The organism is Bradyrhizobium vignae, assembly GCF_900324035.1.
GTDB lineage: Bacteria > Pseudomonadota > Alphaproteobacteria > Rhizobiales > Xanthobacteraceae > Bradyrhizobium > Bradyrhizobium vignae.
Genome location: NZ_LS398110.1, coordinates 449736 through 465145 on the forward strand (window position 1 = coordinate 449736; position 15410 = coordinate 465145).

A 15410-nucleotide genomic window follows, 5' to 3' on the forward strand; every position below is an offset into this window, starting at 1 on the left:
CGTCCGGAAGGCTACGGGGGAGCCAAGAATGCATGAACTTGGTCTGGAGGATTAACCAATATATTCAGACACTTAGCTCAAATTTTGAGCAATCTATTGCCCCAGGGCCTATATGCGGTTAAGGGTTTGTTTGGTGCGGCGCCGCAAATTGCGCGCAATTCGGGGGCACTTCCCCGGCCAATCCCTCAAACCCAAAGCCGCTATCGCGCTACTCAAACGGTGTGCGCGCGCTTGGCTGGACTTTGGCACAGGAAACGAACCGAGATGAATGTAAAGCAGCTCGACCTTTCCCGACGTACGATCGCCCTCGCCGCAGCCCTCGTCGGCACGGTGTCGCTCGCGATCGGCGCCCATGCTGCTCTCAACATGCGTGCGATCGATGCCGCCAAGGCTGTGACCACCGAACAGATCACCGGTTCGATCGGCCAGAGCTCGCGCCTCGCGCTCGTCATCGGCAATGGACATTATCCCGACGCCAACGCGCCGCTGACGCAGTCCATCAACGACGCCCGGGCGCTATCCTCGTCCCTGCGCAAGAACGGCTTTGACGTCGACATGGTGGAAGACGCGACCAAGGACGACATGGTCCGCGCCGTGGGCCGCCTGAAGTCCCGGATCACGCACGACAGCGTCGTCATGCTGTTCTTCGGCGGCTACGGCGTGCAAGCGGGACGCGAGAGCTACATGCTGCCGGTCGATGCCGTGATCTGGAAGGAAAGCGACGTCCGCCGCCATGGCGTCTCCATCGACGGCGTGCTCGAGATGATGAAGGAGCAGGGCGCCAAGGCCAAGCTCGTCGTGGTCGACGCCTCCCGGCGTAACCCTTACGAGCGCCGCTTCCGCTCCTACAGCCACGGCCTCGCGCCGATCAGCGCGTCCGACAATGCGCTGATCCTCACCTCCGCCTCGCCCGGCAAGGTCGTCGATGACGGCAAGGGCGAGCACAGCGTGCTGGTCAGCGAGTTCCTCAACAACCTCAGCAAGCCGGGCAGCGCCGAGAGCATCTTCAACAAGACCCGCCTCGCCATCTCCCGCGCCTCAGAAGGCGACCAGGTCCCGACCGTGTCGTCATCGTTGCTCGAAGACGTCCATTTCGGCGAAGCCGGCGGTTAGTTTCTTACCCTCCCCTGGAGGGTAGGGGAATCGCATATGGTGCTGGCAGGGTGTTGCCAAGCGGTTGGAACTGGATTCTTTGGGTGTCTCTCGATTCCAGAGGGAGACCTGAATGCGCAAGCTCAAGCGCCTGTTTCGACCGCTCAAGGACCCGCGCGCCAGCAACACCCGACATGATCTTGTGGAGATCCTCGTCATCGCCTTGGCGGCGACGCTGGCTGGCGCCAAGACCTGCACCGAGTTCGAGTTCTTTGGCCAAGGCCGCGAGGAGCTGTTGCGGCGCTTCCTGGAGCTCAGGCACGGCATTCCGAGCCACGATACGTTCAGCAACGTCTTCCGTGCGCTGGATCCGAAGGGGCTGGAAGCGGTTTTGCGCAAATTCAGCAAGAGCTTCGGCATCAAGGGGGTGGTCAGCATCGACGGCAAGGCGCTGCGCGGGGCCTACACGCGGGGCCGGCAGGCCACGCCGCTGCATATGGTCAATGTCTGGGCCGCAGGCACTCGCATGGCGCTGGCTCAGAGAAAGGCTCCCAACCGCAACGAGGTTGCCGGGGCTCTCGAAGTCCTCGCCCTGCTCGATCTGGACGGGGCTCTTGTCACCGCCGACGCCTTGCATTGCCGGCCCGATACCGCGCAGGCCATCCTCGATCGGAAGGGGCACTACGTGTTAGCCATCAAGAGTAACCGTGGCCGGCTCTTCAAGGCCGCCAAGACGTTGGTCGATACAGCCCGAAAGCCCGCGCGAGCGAGTCAACGAAGAGCCACTGCCCACGGTCGCGCCGAGCGCCGGCAGGCCATCGTCGCGCCGGCTCCTCAGTTGGCGAAGCAATACGACTTCCCCGCTATCGCCGCCGTCGGTCGCATCGACAGCTGGCGCGCCAACTCTGGCAAGGCTGTCAAACACACGGTCCGATACTTCCTCGCCTCGCGCCTGCTGTCGGCCAAAAAGCTGCTCGAGGTCGTGCGTGCTCACTGGAGCATCGAGAACAACCTGCACTGGGTTCTCGACGTTCTGTTCGACGAAGATGCCTGCCGCAGCCGCAAAGATCACGCCGCCGAAAATCTCGCCCTCATCCGCAAGCTGGCCATCAATACCCTGCAGGCAACGCCCGGTCCTGCCCGCATCAGCCACAAAATGCTCCAAGCCAGATGGAATAATGACTTCCTTCTCTCCGCCCTCGCCCATATGCGATAGCCCTACCCTGGAGGGGGAGGGTCGATCGCGCGAAGCGCGAGCGGGGTGGGGTGATCTCTCCACTCGGGCACCGCTTCAACGGATAGACTGTCACCCCACCCCGCTTCGCATTTCGCTACGCTTCATGCGAAGCGACCCTCCCTCTCCAGGGGAGGGTGAAGGATCGCGGCTGCTACTTCGCTGCTTCCGCGCTCGCCATCGCTGGCCGCACCGGATCGCCTTCGCGCAGCAATGCGCCGGCGCGGGCGACGACGACATCGCCTTCGTTCAGGCCGTCGCGAACCTCGATATTGCCGCCCGACATCAAGCCGATCTCGACACGCTTGGTCTCGACGCGGTTGCGGCGGATCACCTGCACCACGGTGCCGGCGGATGAATATTGCACGGCGGTGAGCGGCACCGCGACGTTGCAGCTTTGCCCGGTCTTGATCAGCGCCCGCCCGCTCGCGTTCAGGAGCAGCCGCTTCTGCGAGGAGATGCCGATATAGACCATGCCCTGCTGGATGTTCGGCTCGACGGTCGGGCCGATCCGGCGCACCTTGCCGCTGATGTCGCCGGCGCCCGCGATCCTCACGGTGGCCTGCTGATTGACGGCGAGCTTGCGCACATCGGTGGTGGCCACGAGGCCGACGAGATCGTATTCGCTGCGCGCCACGATCGTGAACAGCGCCTCGCCCTTGGCCGAGGCGAAGTTGCCGATCTGCGCAGTCGAGGTCGCGATCACGCCCGCCACGGGCGCGGTGACCTGAAGCGTGCCGCCTTCGGGGAGCGCCAGCCGCGCCAGCACCTGGCCGGCGGTGGTGGTGTCGCCCGCTTCCGCCAGCACGTCCGTGACCTTGAGGCCGGGACGCTCGGGCCGCACCGAGGTTTCCTCCCGCGCGATGATCGTGCCGGTGGCTTCGACGATGTCGGAGAAGCAGGATTTCGCGACTTTCAGCACCGTGACCGCGGGTCCCTTGGGCGCATCGTCATCGGCCGCGCCGGCCGGATAGGGACTGAAGACGAGCACGCCGGCGACGGCTGCGGGACACAGGTTTCGAACGACGGCACGGGACAAATGACGCATCGGAAATTCCACAGGGGCTATGCCTCCAATCGATAGCAGATGGCCGCCGCCCGCACTACGGCCGCGTGGTCCCGAGAGAGGACGCCGCGCCGCCGCGGGCAGTCGCGGCAAGTCCTTGACTACAAGTCCTTGATTACAAGTCCTTGATTAGTCGCAGGATTGGAGAAGAGGTTCGCCCCGAAGACGTCACGCCGCAGGCCGGCGTTGACCGTCAGCCGCGCCGATCGCCCAGCAGCTTGCCGGTGGTCCGATCGATCAGATGCAGCCGCGTGCAGGCCGGACAGGATACGGACACGTGGGTGCGATCGTCCGGCTCATCAGTAAGCCGATGCTGCACGTTCAGGTCGGTCTGAGGGCATTTGAAGACGATCTGTCGGTCCACGCCCACTGATATGGCCCGAAGGCGGACGCTGCGAAATTGCGGATGTTTACGTAAGTCCGTCGCCGCGGCCCCTCACGGCAGGCTCAGGAATTCGACCCAGTTCGGCTTCTTGCCGGTGGGGTAGGATTTCAGCCTGGCCAGTGCGCCGCTGCTCTGGTCGATGGCATAGACCGTCATGCCGTCCGAGAGCTCGCCGACCGCGGCGAGGTAGCGCCCGCTTGGATCGATCTGGAAGCCACGCGGCTGCTTCTCGGTCGGCACGCTGCCGATCGTGGTCAGCTTGCCGCTTGATGCATCGACCTTGTAGGCGGTGAGCGTGCTGGTGGTGCGCTCGGAGGCGTAGAGGAAGCGGCCGTCCGGCGTGATGTGGATGTCGGCGGCCCAAGCCTTCTTATCAGACTCTTTTCCGGAGAACCCTTCCGGCAGCGCGGTGGTGCGCTGGATTTCGTCCCATGCGCCGCTCCGCGCTTCATAGGCGAATGCCGCGACATCGCCGTTCAGCTCGTGGAGGAGATAGACGAACTTGCCGCCCGGGTGAAACACGAAGTGCCGCGGCCCCGACTTTTCCGCCACCTTGTGGGCCGGCGGATCGCTCGGCGTGAGCGTACCGGCCGCGGCATCGAAGGCGAAGCTCAACACCTGGTCGGAGCCGAGATTGGTCGCGAACGCGAAGCGGTTGTCGGGCGAGGGCAGGAAGGCGTGGGCGTTCAGCCCGGTCGGGATCACTTGCTTGGGCTCGCCGACGACGCCGCTGGCAAGAAGCGGATTCAGCGCCACCTTGTTGCCGCCATAGGAGGCGCTGAACAGGAACTTGCCGCTGCGGTCGACGGCGATATGGGCCATGCTGTCCGCGAGCGGTCCGTTGCCGAGATGGCTGAGCTGGCCAGTCTTCGGGTCGATCGCAAAGCTCACCGCGAGGTATGGCTGCGAGCGGACGCCGGCAATCATCACGCGGTGATCGGGTGTGATCGCGAGCGGCGTCGAGGAGCCGGGCTTTTCGACGCCTTTGAAGGCGGCCGTCTGCACCGGTGTCATCTCGCCGCTCTCGCTCATCTTGAACACGCTGATGTCGTTGCTGTCGGCGTTGCCGACATAGGCGAAGGTTTCGGCCATGCCGGCACGGACTCCAGAAATGACAATGAGAGAAGCGAACAGGGAGATGGCGATCGCAGCGCGTGGTGCGCGCGATGCGATGCGTCGGATCGGTCTCAACATGGGCTCCTCCTGAAAGCCGGCTCGCGGCATCCTCCTTTTGCCGCGAGGATAGCGGGAGGCGCGCCGCCGCACCAAATTCCAATTGGGATCGATCGATGCCGAAATGGTATCGGTCGCAGGATGACGAGTTAACGCACCGCCGCCGTGCGGGAGGGCAGATGCGGGCTGGACGGGCGGTCCGGCGGCCCGAGCATGGTCCACACGGTGACTGCAACCAGGGTGGCGGTCATGATGGTCCAGACGATCAGTCGTTTTCGCATCAGGCCAATCCGTCGGTAGAAATCGCGATGCACCAGGGCGCCAGCTCCATCGTGCACTGCAAAGATGGGCGGTTCTATGAGTTCGTTCACAGTGCGAAAACGGCCGATCCTGTTGCGAACCAATGCCGTGCGAACGCATTGAACCGCATGCCCCGCGAAAACGATCTCGAAGGAAAGCCCGACATGGGCGGCAAGCATGGCGGTCAAGCCGGTCAGCCCAAGCTTGCGCCGCGGCCGCACCAGGGCGAGCACGACGAGGACGTCGTGGCAAAGCGCCACACCGGCCAAACCGATCGGACACCGCCACCGACCAAACAGAAATAGCGCCCGTCCCGTCCGCGCGTCGTCGGGCCGGGCTCGCGCTGGAAACGCCGGCATCGCGATGCGGTTAGCCCGGTGCGGCGGGCGCGAAAGAGAGTGAAAGCGAGAAAAGGGAGGCTGGCTCGTGTTTTGGATCTATTGGGACACCGCCTGGTCGCTGATCATCAGCGGCATCATGGTCGCCACCATCGTCAGCCACCCCGACGCCGAATTCGCCGAAGTGCGTGCGGCCCGACGTTCGATGTGAGCTTCCCGATCCCGCGGAGCTCGTCGCGGTTCAGATCATGCTGCCGGGCATGAAGCAGCGGATCATGGGACGGCCGTTGACGTAATAAGGCCAGACCATGGTGCGCCCGGCGCGGTTGGGCTCGGTGATGACAGTGTCGTCGGGCACATTGACCCAATTGCCGAGAAGCCGTACCCGGTAATGTCCGTCCCGCGTCTCCCAGTCGACATCGGCCAGCGCAGTGCCGTCGGCGTCGGCACAACAGGGGCCGCCGCCCTTGCTGTGCAGGCTCTCGAACCAGCCCTTGAGGGGCGAGTTGGCGTAGCGCCCGTCGTCGCGGGCCTCCGCGGAGAGCCCGATGACGGCTGCAACCACCACGAGAGGGATCGTTCTGAAAGACAAAACCGCCATGTCACCTCGCTCGCTTCTCGCACGCGCGCGCCACGACGCCGGCGAAAAGCCGCCTGCGTTGCGCGTGATGCAATGTTGACAGGTGCCCGCCGGCCGGAGTTCCCGGCCGTCTCAGCGAGTCGATAACCACGAACTCGGAGGTTCGATCCTATTCTCGCGGTGACGGTGAACGGTGGCGCGGGGAAAGGCGCCGGACAATTCCGGACTATCGCCCTTCATGCAGCGTCTCGCACGGGCTCACGCGAATTGCATGTCTACCGATCTTCGGCGGCTTGTTGGCGATCGCGATCATGATATCAAGAACAGATGTTACGGACCCTCTGGCGTTTTGATCTCTTGGCGCAAGGATCGTGCAGTCGATCATCCATCTCGCGTCGAACAGTCCGACAGCAATCAGTCTCCGCTTCACCGCGTTCGCCGTGCAGATGGCGATAGGTATGTAACCAGGCGGCGGGCCGGAGGCGGCCAGTGCGGCAGGAGCGGCGAGTGTCAGAGCAAGCGCCAGCCGTGGCGCGGTGCGAAAAAAATCGGTCACAGGAAATTCCTTAAAAAATATAGCCGCGGTGCGGCCTCGCGCATTTGACGCCGAGGGGACCTCGCCGGGTCATTCCGGACGCGCCGGGATGGAGGCATAATCCCATCGACCGTCTTGCTGCCGCAGCCAAATCGGCGCACTTTGCCGACCTCGGCTGATTTGCCACTCAAGGTCCTTTTCAGATGATCACCGCATCCAAGGCCTTCATTGCCTTTTGTCTGCTGGCGCTGGTCGGCACCGCGCTGGTGATCGGCCCGACCGAGCTGCGCCGCCTGCTGCCGGACGGGACGACGACCATCGTCGCCGCCAAGCCCGACGCCAAGCCCGAAGCCAAGCCCGAAGCCAAGCCCGAGACCAAAGTCGAGGCCAAGGTCGAGCTCAAGGTGGAGCCCGGAGCGGACGAGTCCAAGCCAGAGCAGAAGCCGGTCCAGCCAAAGCTTGCCGCCAGCGCGCCGCCTGCACCGGCCGCGGAGCCGAAGGCGGGCGCGCTGGGCGAAACCCAGAAGCAGGTCACGGCCGCGCTCGGCGATTTCGCGCCGGTCAAGCCGGCGCCGGCGGATGCCGGGCCCCGGTTCGACGTCGCCCGCATCGACAGTCATGGCGAGGCGGCAGTGATTGCGGGCCGCGCCACGCCGGGTGCAAGGGTCGAGCTGCTGCGCGACGGCAAGCCGCTCGATGCCGTGGTCGCCGACGCTTCGGGCCAGTTCGTGATGACTCCGCCGCAGCTTCCTGCCGGTTCCTATGAACTGACGCTCCGGGCCAAGGCGCTTGACGGCACGGTGACGGAATCCGGCCGGACCATGCCGGTGACCATCGCCGAGGCGGCGCCGCCGCCCGCGCCGGCCGCGAAGCAGGATGCGCGGCAGGAGACCAAGCAGGCCGAGAAGACCGACGACAAGCCGGATGTCGTGGCCGCGCTGCCATCGGCCTCGCCGCACCTGGCTTCAGTGCCTGACAGGCAAGCGGCCCGGCCGAGGTTGATCGGCGCGCCGAAGCCCAAGGCCTTCGCGCATGCGCCGGCGGCGACGGCGGTCGCATCGGCCTCGCCGGCGGAGGTGCTCACCACCGCACCGGCGGAAGCAGGCGGCAGCCGCGTTATCGCCCGCGGCGACAGCCTGTGGGCGCTCAGCCGGCTCGCTTACGGCGACGGCGCCCGCTACGGGGTGATCTTCAAGGCCAACCGCGACAAGATCCACAACCCCGATTTGATCTATCCCGGGCAGACGTTCGTGCTGCCGCAAAAGCCGCAGTGACCCCGCGCCGGCATGGCCGGTGAGCGTTGCGACGCTTTGCCCTGCATCGCCGCGGAACAATCGGTTCCCTCGCGCGTCATTGTGATGTGACGCATTGCGCGCTTGGTGTGGGAGGGAGTGCCAAGACGTGGCCAAATTGGTCAAGTCGGCGGTCAGGTCAGCGATCATTTCGAGGCGCATGGGCTTGGCGCTGGCCGGCGCAGCTCTCGTGATTGCGGCAGTGTTGCTGCCTGACAGGGCCGAGGCGCAGTTCGGGTTGCGTGGCGGTCCGCTCGGGGTTGCGCGTTTCGCCGTCGGCCACATGATGGGCCTGTCGCGGCTGCGCCATTCCCGCATGGCCGTGCGCGGTGGCCGCTACCGCTCCGCCGCGCTGAGGTCGCAAGACCCGCGCGGAGCCGAGCGCGGCCAGCTATCCAATTCTTACGTCCTGCGTGCGGCCCTCACGGCGCAGGCTGCGCTGGCGGGCTGGCAAGGCGGCCGGCGGCCGCAGGGCTGGTGGCGCCATCCCGACGGCAGCTACGGCTGGGTCGGCCCGGTGTTCTGGCCGTTCGCGCATGACGATCTCACCACCGCAATCATCTTCGGCGATGCGACCAGCCTCTCGCTCTACGGCTACGGCGACATCTATGCCGCACTCTTCACGCCCTATGCCGCTCCCGAGCTTGCCGCCTACACCGTGCCGCAAGGCCGGCGCGCGCGAAGAATCCCGTCCGCGGAAACCCTCTGCGAGGCCAGCGACACCGGTGGCCTGCCGGTCGACCGGATCGCGAGCGCCGTTCAGCCGAACGAGCTGCAGCGCACCGCGCTCGACGAGCTCGCATCCGCCTGGAATGCGGCGCGCGACACCATCCGCGCGGCCTGCCCGGCGCAGGCTCCTGCGAATGCCTCCGAGCGCCTCGGCCTGATGCGCGAGCGACTCGAGGCCATGATCAAGGCGACGGACGCAATTGAAGCGCCGCTGACGAAATTCGTCGGCCTGCTCGATGACGACAAGAAAACCAGGCTCAACGCCCTCGCCAATGAGCGTCGCGCCGCGCTGGCGTCCCACCGGCCCAAGGACGCGAGCAAGGACGCGAGCAAGAACGCGACCAAGGACGCGCAGGCGGCCAAGGTCTGCCAGCCCGACTACGATCCCCGCTATGACGAAAACGCGCAGCGCCAATACGAGCAACTCGTCCAGCAGCAATGGCCCGCCGCCGAGATTGCCTCCACGCTCCACCTCGACGAGATCGCCCGCGCCCGCCTCGAAGTGCTGCAGGACACCACGCTGCGCACCATGCAGACGCTCAGCGCCTGCCCGACCGAGCCCGCCGCAACCGCGCAAGCCCGCCTCGCCGCCGTGAAGGCGCGGCTGGCGACGATGCTGGAAGCGGTGAACGGCGTCACTGATGCGCTCGACGATTTCGAGGCGGATCTAAGCGACGAGCAGAAGGCGGCGTTCGAGGCGATCGGGCCGAAGCGGGAGGTGTGAGGATCCGCACGCCCAGTCGAACTTCATCTCCCTGAAGTCGAGCTGCGCGTTGTCGCCACCCGATCACCGCGGCGGCCGTAAAGCTGCGCCTTGGGTGCGCGTCACGCTGCCGATGTCAGCGGTCGCGCCCGTTCGATGCGTTTGCACTGGCCTGAACTCTCGATGATGCCATCATGCCAGTGTTTTGCCCGACGTGTCAAAGCACCGGCCAGCCCAGACCGTCGTCACCGTCCGACTTTGATGCTCGGGTAACCCATTGATCTTCCAGCTCCCGCCTACTGTGCATGGGGTTGTTTTCGCAATTTTTGCTTTGGCTACCCTCTCCGCCGCACCACCGCGGCGTCCACCACGTTCTCCACCTCCTCGCGCCAGCTCAAAATCTCCATCGCCAGCACGGGGTGATTGAAGCCCTTGAGCTGGAGATCATCCAGCGCCCGTGCCTGCACCCACGGTTCGACCATGCCGTAGACGCGGCGGCTCACCACGATCTGGCCCGCCTTGGCTTCGCCGCAGAGACGGGAGGCGAGGTTGGTGACGCTGCCGATCGCGGCATATTCCAGCCGCTGCTCGAAGCCGACCTGACCGAGCGTGGCGTAGCCGAGCGCGATGCCGATGCCGAACCCCAGGCTATGCCCGCGGTTGCGCCAGCGCTCGGTCAAGGGGCCGATGGTGTCGCGCATCTCCACCGCCATCTTCACCGCGCGCTTGGTGTGGTCCTCGAACTGGATCGGCGCGTTGAACAGCACCATCACGCCGTCGCCGGCATATTTGTCGAGCGTGCCCTCGTATTTGAAGATCAGCTGGCCGAGCGCGGCGTGATATTCGCGCAGCACGTTCATCGCCTCCTCCGGCTCCGTCGTTTCCGTGAACGCGGTGAAGCCGCGCAAATCGCAGAACACCACCGTGACCTCGCGGCGCTGGCTGGTGAGCAGTCCTTCCGGGCTGTCGGAGGAGGCGATCAGCTGCGCCACCTGCGGCGCCAGGAAACGCTCGAGCTTGCGGATGCGCTCGATCTCGCCGAGCTGCGTCTTGACGCGCGCCTCCAGCGACTTGTTCCAGTCCTTGAGCTGCTCGGTCTGCTGCTTGAGCTTGTCGGCCTGGGCGCGCACGGTCTCGTTCGCGGCCTCCAGCGCGTGGCTCTTGTGATCGACCTCGGTGAACAGGTGCGCATTGCGCATCGCCAGCACGGCCTGGTTGGCGAAGGTGCGCATCAGGCCGATGATGCTGCCGGCGAACTCGCCGCCGGCGCGGCGCAGCACCACCAGCGAGCCCAGCGTGCCCTGCTGGTCGATCAGCGGCACCACCAGCACCGATTGGAAGCCGGCCGCGAGTGCGACCTCGCGCAGCGGCTGCTCGGCGGCCTCGCCGAGCTCGGCAAGCGCGATCGGCTCGCCGCTTCTGGCGGCATCGCTCAGGATGTTCTCGCCCTGCGCGACGGTGACATGCGCGCCCTCGGCGGATTTGTCGATGCCGTTGGCTTCGACCAGGTCGAAGCATCGCGCCTCGGCGTCGAACCCGTAGATCAGCACCGCGTCGGCATGGGTGATCTCGATCGCGCGGGCGGCGATGGTCGCAAGCACGGCGTTGAGATCGAGCGAGGAGGCCACCGCACGGCCGACCTCCTCCAGCACCTTGAGCTCATGGATCGACTGCGCGAGATCGCGGGTGCGCTCCTCGACCTTGGTCTCCAGGTTCGAATAGGTCTCCTGGATCTGGTCGGCCATGCGGTTGAACTGCCCGGCGAGGTCTTCGAGCTCGTCGGAGGTGTGCACGTCGATGCGGTGGCTGAAATCGCCTTCGCCGAGCTTGTGCGCGCCATCTCGCAGCGCCGTGATCGGGATGATCATGCGGCGGGCGAGCAGCGTACCGGCGAGGATCGCGACCAACAGCCCCATGCCGATCAGAAGCGCGATGCGCACCAGCTGGTCGCGGATCGGCATCAAGGCCTGCGTGCTCGGCTGCTCGAACAGCACGCTCCAGCCGAGCTTCGGCACCATGCTCGCGGCGCTCATCACGGCTTGGCCGTTGAAGTCGGTGCCCGATGTGTCGGGCTCGTGGCCGGGCGCGATCGCGGCCGCAACCTGCGGCAGCTTGGAAAGGTCCTTGCCGATTTCGGGACCTTTCGACGATGTCGCCAGCACCCGGCCGCGCGGATCGACGACATAGGCGAAGGCTGCCTTGCCGACCTGGGCGTCGGACAGGAAGTCGGAGAGGAAGCTGAGATCGATCTCGGCCACGGTGACGCCGGCATTGAAGCCGGAATGCGCCACCGAGATCGACATCAGCGGCGTCCCGTCGGCGAACCAGGCCGAGGCATAGCTGACGCCGCGGGTGACGGCGTCGGTGAAGCGCACGTCGCGGGAGAGGTCGGCATTGGCGCCGGTCGTGGTCGACTGCCTGGAGACGCGCAGCACCTCGCGGCCGTCGCCGTTGAGCTGGAACAGCTGGTTGACGACCGAGACCTGGTGCAGCAGCGAGGCGTAATCGGCGCGGCGCTTCTCCAGCGTGTCCTGGCTCGCCCGCGTCACCCAGCTGATCTGGCGCTCGAGCTCGGAGATCGACTGCTCGATGCGCCGGGCGGCTCCTTGCGCCTTGTCCTCCAGCCCGTTGGTCAGCTGTGTCCGGGTGGCGCGGTAGGAGATCCAGGTCTCCATCGCGCCGTTGACGGCGAGGACGAACACGACGAGGCCGACGAGGGAGACGACGTATTTGGCGAACAGACCCTCGCGCAGAGATCGTGTCTTGTCGTTCGCTCCTGCCATCCCGATCCTCTCGCGCCGCCACTGACGCTGCGCGCTGCGGGCCATAAAGCCCCTTCCGGGCCGTTCTACCACAATTTGGGCCAAGGGGCGTCGCGCGGCCGTCGCGCGGCCGGTGTGGTTACTCCCTGTGGACTCCCGGGCAGGAAGCAGAGTGGTGAATTGTCGCAGCCTCATCCGTTCGGGGGACGCCGCAGGCGAGCAAGCCGGTCCAGCCCGCCAATCAACGATTGAAGAGCTGTCGCAGCACGTCGTTCATTGGCTGACTGTCCTGCTGCGCAGGCGGCGGGTCCTCCGGAGCTGGGGCAGGCGAGGCCTGCGGCGCCGGTGTGGAGGGCGTTACCGGCAGGCTGCGACTGCGGCCGGTGCCAGTGCCGGTTGCTGTGCCATTGGAAAGTCCCTGCTGAATCAGATTGCCGATCGCCTCCCCCAAGGGCCCGCCGAGCAGGTTGTTCTGCCCGGGCTGCTGGGCTTGCGGATTGGCATTGCCTCCGCCCGGCGCGGTGGTGCCGCCGAGCCCAAGGTTGCTGCCGAGGTTGCCCAGGATGTTGCCGAGCCCGGCGCCGTCGGGGCCGAACAGGCCTTTGCCCATCTCGCGCAGCTTGGCATAGGCGGCGTCCGGATTGTCCAGCACGCCGGCGATGTCAGGGTAGATCCGCGGCTGCGACCAACTGCCCTGGATCATCACGGGGATGCCGAAGCCGACGGGCTCGGAGGTGCGGCCTTGGCCTTCGATCGTCATCACGAGCTTCGGCTCGACGCGAAAGCCCATCATCTTGGTGTCGAGGGCGATCGTGCCGGCGCCGGTGACGCGCACCAGCGGCCCGATCAGATTGAGATCGGTCGTCACCGCCTGACCCTTGTCGATGCGGAAGGAGGCCGAAAGCTGCGACAGATCCGTGCTCTGCTCCTGGCTGGGGTCCTGGTTTCGGTCCTGGTTTCCTTGCCAGCCGGACAGCGTGCTCGTCGTCAGCGAGCGGATCATCTGCGCGACATTGATGCCGCGGATAGCGCCATCCTGGAAATTGACGAAGGCCGTGCCCTGCATGTTCGCCATCAGCGCCCGCTGGCTGTTGCCGGCGCTGCGCAAAGCGAGCTTGGCCTGCAGCTTGCCGTCGATACGGTCGAATTCGGCGAGGCCCTGCAGCAGCGGCAGCGCGCGCACGCCGACGAGGTCGGAATGCATCGCAAAGCTCGGCGCGCCGGTGGTCGCATCGAGGACCACCTCGCCCGAGACCTGGCCGCCATAGACGCCGAGATTGGCGGTGCCGGCCTTCAGGACGCCGCCGGCGAGCTTGGCGTCGAGCGCCAGCGGCGCGATGCGCGCATCGCCGATCACGGCTTCGTTCGCGGAGATCCTCGCCTGCGCATCGACATAGTTGAGCCCGGAGACGTCGATCGGCGCATTGCTCCAGGGCTGCCCGGACACGCCGTCCGGCGATTTCGCCAGGGGCATCGCGAGCCGCTGGAAATCGAGATCGATCTTGACCAGCGGCTTGCTCGCGATGTCGACCGAGGCCCAGCCGTTGAATGCGCCGTCGCCGAGCCTGCCATTCACGCCGTTGATCATCACGACATCGCCATTGAGCCGCATCTCGGCGTGACCGGTGAGCTGGGACTTCAGCACGCTGGGCATGTCGATGGCGAAATCCACCGGAACCGTCGGCCGTTCGGCCGGCAGTGCCGGCGAGGTTGCCTTGATGTCGAACTTGGTCGGATGCTCGCCGACGCGCGCGGTGCCGGTGATGTTGACCTTGCGGTCGCGGTCAACGATCGCCTCGGCGTTGATGGCGCTGATGCGGCCCTCGACACGATCGCGCAGGCGCGAGAACGCCACTTCGCCTTCGGTGACCTTGATGCGGTCGATCGTGGCAGCATTGGTGCCCAGCGCGATCGGCTTCGACGGGCTGCCGGCATTCGGCAGGCGCTCACGCAGCAGCGGCTGGTAGAATACGGGATGGGCGACGACGAGCTCGCTGATCTCAGGGCGGCCCGACCAGACGCTGGCGAGCGACATGTCGGCCTCCACGCTATCGATCGTCAGGCGCCTGATGCCGCTGCGGTCCTTGGGGTCGGCAAGCGTGAGGTCATTCAAGGTGATGTTCAGCGTCGGCCACAGACTGATCCTGGTGGTGCCGTCGATCGACAGGCGATAGCCGGTGGCGCTCTCGACCCGCGAGGCGATGGTCGAGGTCAGGAAGCCCGAGGGGATCCCGACCACGAGCAGGAGTGCGATCACGATGATGACGGCGGCCAAAGCCCCGCCGACGAATTTCAATGCTCTCATGTCGACTTTCCAACGACGGACAATCGGCGTCGAACCCGCCAGATGGCCCGTCCTTTGCGCCTTAAGTTTATCCCCGGACGGCAAGCGGCTCCAAGCGCGTAAAAATAGTCAGGGGGTACTGCAAAGTTATGTGACTTATGACACACTTCTCCGACGCGGTTTTACGCGATCCTGAAGTTGATGGTTTCAAGCGATTTGCTGAGAACAATGACCAGGGCGTTCACAAGGACATTGAAATGAGCAAGCAGGCCGAATTTGCGGTCATCCTGAAGATGAACCCGATGTTCGCCGATCTCGGCGCAGACGAGCTCCAGCGGTTGTCCAATCTCTGTCACACGCAGCATTTGGGGAGCGGCGAGCTGCTGTTCCAGAAGGGCGATCCCGGCGATGCGCTGTTCGGCGTGCGTCGCGGCCAGGTCCGCATCGAGACCGGCGCCTCCGACGGCAGCCGGCTGACGCTGAATTTCATGGGGCCGGGCGACCTGTTCGGCGAGGTCGCGGTGCTGGACGGCCAGAACCGCACGGCAGACGCCACCGCGGGCGAGGCCAGCGAATTGTTCGTGCTGCGGCGCGACGATTTCCTCGGCTTCCTCGAGCGCGAGCCAAAGGTCGCGATCAAGATCATCGCCCTGCTGTGCCAGCGCATCCGCTGGCAGAGCGAGCGCATGGAAGAATCCATGCTGCAGCCGCTGCCGGTGCGGCTGGCGCGGCGGCTCTGCGCGCTCGCCGCCGATTTCGGCTCCGAGGTCCATATCTCGCAGGAGCAGCTCGGCGTCTTCGTCGGTGCCGCCCGCGAAAGCGTCAACCGCCAGCTTCAGGCCTGGCGCAAGGAGGCCATCCTCGACCTGCAGCGCGGCCGGATCTTGCTGCGGAACATGACCAAGCTGACCGCGATCGCGCGGAACGAGTAGGCTTA

Annotated in this window: 13 protein-coding genes; 6 read left to right on the top strand and 7 right to left on the bottom strand. The window is 65.8% G+C overall.

Going from position 1 to position 15410, the window contains the following annotated elements:
- Positions 1-264 precede the first annotated feature (264 nt).
- Positions 265-1113, top strand: a complete 849-nt coding sequence (locus BRAD3257_RS02170; RefSeq protein ID WP_122400462.1) for a caspase family protein — start codon at positions 265-267, stop codon at positions 1111-1113.
- 112 nt (positions 1114-1225) lie between these two features.
- Complete coding sequence (locus BRAD3257_RS02175; protein ID WP_122400463.1) at positions 1226-2308, top strand: ISAs1 family transposase; 1083 nt, start codon at positions 1226-1228, stop codon at positions 2306-2308.
- Between the two features lie 172 nt (positions 2309-2480).
- Here the strand turns inward: BRAD3257_RS02175 and BRAD3257_RS02180 are convergent, their stop codons facing one another.
- The 4 genes from BRAD3257_RS02180 to BRAD3257_RS39975 all read right to left on the bottom strand — a co-directional run bounded on the left by BRAD3257_RS02180 (position 2481) and on the right by BRAD3257_RS39975 (position 5519).
- Positions 2481-3374 carry an efflux RND transporter periplasmic adaptor subunit gene (locus tag BRAD3257_RS02180; protein WP_162500070.1) on the bottom strand — a complete coding sequence of 298 codons (894 nt, stop codon included), beginning with the start codon at positions 3372-3374 and terminating at the stop codon, positions 2481-2483.
- Between the two features lie 211 nt (positions 3375-3585).
- Entirely contained in the window at positions 3586-3762 is a 177-nt protein-coding gene (locus BRAD3257_RS39565) for a hypothetical protein (RefSeq protein ID WP_160118743.1), read from the bottom strand.
- Positions 3763-3828: 66 nt separating this feature from the next.
- Complete coding sequence (locus BRAD3257_RS02185; protein ID WP_122406327.1) at positions 3829-4971, bottom strand: lactonase family protein; 1143 nt, start codon at positions 4969-4971, stop codon at positions 3829-3831.
- A 128-nt stretch (positions 4972-5099) separates the two neighbouring features.
- A complete protein-coding gene (locus BRAD3257_RS39975) occupies positions 5100-5519 on the bottom strand; it encodes a hypothetical protein (protein ID WP_162500029.1) in 420 nt (139 codons plus the stop codon).
- 157 nt (positions 5520-5676) lie between these two features.
- Here BRAD3257_RS39975 and BRAD3257_RS41645 point away from each other — a divergent pair, with 157 nt between their 5' ends.
- The gene (locus BRAD3257_RS41645; protein WP_256375944.1) at positions 5677-5799 is read left to right on the top strand and encodes a hypothetical protein; all 123 of its coding nucleotides are present in this window, start codon (positions 5677-5679) and stop codon (positions 5797-5799) included.
- A gap of 30 nt (positions 5800-5829) precedes the next feature.
- Here BRAD3257_RS41645 and BRAD3257_RS02200 read toward each other — a convergent pair whose 3' ends face one another.
- Positions 5830-6189 carry a hypothetical protein gene (locus tag BRAD3257_RS02200; protein ID WP_122400466.1) on the bottom strand — a complete coding sequence of 120 codons (360 nt, stop codon included), beginning with the start codon at positions 6187-6189 and terminating at the stop codon, positions 5830-5832.
- A 717-nt stretch (positions 6190-6906) separates the two neighbouring features.
- On the opposite strand from BRAD3257_RS02200, the gene BRAD3257_RS02210 reads away from it, so the two are divergent.
- Positions 6907-7977 carry a LysM peptidoglycan-binding domain-containing protein gene (locus BRAD3257_RS02210; RefSeq protein ID WP_122400467.1) on the top strand — a complete coding sequence of 357 codons (1071 nt, stop codon included), beginning with the start codon at positions 6907-6909 and terminating at the stop codon, positions 7975-7977.
- A 178-nt stretch (positions 7978-8155) separates the two neighbouring features.
- Positions 8156-9448 (top strand): Spy/CpxP family protein refolding chaperone, encoded by a 1293-nt coding sequence (locus tag BRAD3257_RS02215; protein WP_122400468.1) that lies wholly within the window; start codon positions 8156-8158, stop codon positions 9446-9448.
- A 314-nt stretch (positions 9449-9762) separates the two neighbouring features.
- Here BRAD3257_RS02215 and BRAD3257_RS02220 read toward each other — a convergent pair whose 3' ends face one another.
- A complete protein-coding gene (locus BRAD3257_RS02220) occupies positions 9763-12210 on the bottom strand; it encodes an adenylate/guanylate cyclase domain-containing protein (protein WP_122406328.1) in 2448 nt (815 codons plus the stop codon).
- A gap of 220 nt (positions 12211-12430) precedes the next feature.
- A complete protein-coding gene (locus BRAD3257_RS02225; protein ID WP_122400469.1) occupies positions 12431-14494 on the bottom strand; it encodes an AsmA family protein in 2064 nt (687 codons plus the stop codon).
- A gap of 236 nt (positions 14495-14730) precedes the next feature.
- On the opposite strand from BRAD3257_RS02225, the gene BRAD3257_RS02230 reads away from it, so the two are divergent.
- Positions 14731-15405 (top strand): Crp/Fnr family transcriptional regulator, encoded by a 675-nt coding sequence (locus tag BRAD3257_RS02230; protein ID WP_122406329.1) that lies wholly within the window; start codon positions 14731-14733, stop codon positions 15403-15405.
- Positions 15406-15410 lie beyond the last annotated feature (5 nt).

What these genes read in the sequence shown, in the direction of transcription:
- BRAD3257_RS02175 (WP_122400463.1), top strand. Translation starts at nt 1,226, where the DNA reads ATGCGCAAGCTCAAGCGCCTGTTTCGACCGCTCAAGGACCCGCGCGCC.
- BRAD3257_RS02215 (WP_122400468.1), top strand. Translation starts at nt 8,156, where the DNA reads ATGGGCTTGGCGCTGGCCGGCGCAGCTCTCGTGATTGCGGCAGTGTTG.
- BRAD3257_RS02220 (WP_122406328.1), bottom strand. Translation starts at nt 12,210, where the DNA reads ATGGCAGGAGCGAACGACAAGACACGATCTCTGCGCGAGGGTCTGTTC.
- BRAD3257_RS02230 (WP_122406329.1), top strand. Translation starts at nt 14,731, where the DNA reads ATGAGCAAGCAGGCCGAATTTGCGGTCATCCTGAAGATGAACCCGATG.
- BRAD3257_RS02180 (WP_162500070.1), bottom strand. Translation starts at nt 3,374, where the DNA reads ATGCGTCATTTGTCCCGTGCCGTCGTTCGAAACCTGTGTCCCGCAGCC.
- BRAD3257_RS02185 (WP_122406327.1), bottom strand. Translation starts at nt 4,971, where the DNA reads ATGTTGAGACCGATCCGACGCATCGCATCGCGCGCACCACGCGCTGCG.
- BRAD3257_RS02210 (WP_122400467.1), top strand. Translation starts at nt 6,907, where the DNA reads ATGATCACCGCATCCAAGGCCTTCATTGCCTTTTGTCTGCTGGCGCTG.
- BRAD3257_RS02225 (WP_122400469.1), bottom strand. Translation starts at nt 14,494, where the DNA reads ATGAGAGCATTGAAATTCGTCGGCGGGGCTTTGGCCGCCGTCATCATC.
- BRAD3257_RS02170 (WP_122400462.1), top strand. Translation starts at nt 265, where the DNA reads ATGAATGTAAAGCAGCTCGACCTTTCCCGACGTACGATCGCCCTCGCC.
- BRAD3257_RS02200 (WP_122400466.1), bottom strand. Translation starts at nt 6,189, where the DNA reads ATGGCGGTTTTGTCTTTCAGAACGATCCCTCTCGTGGTGGTTGCAGCC.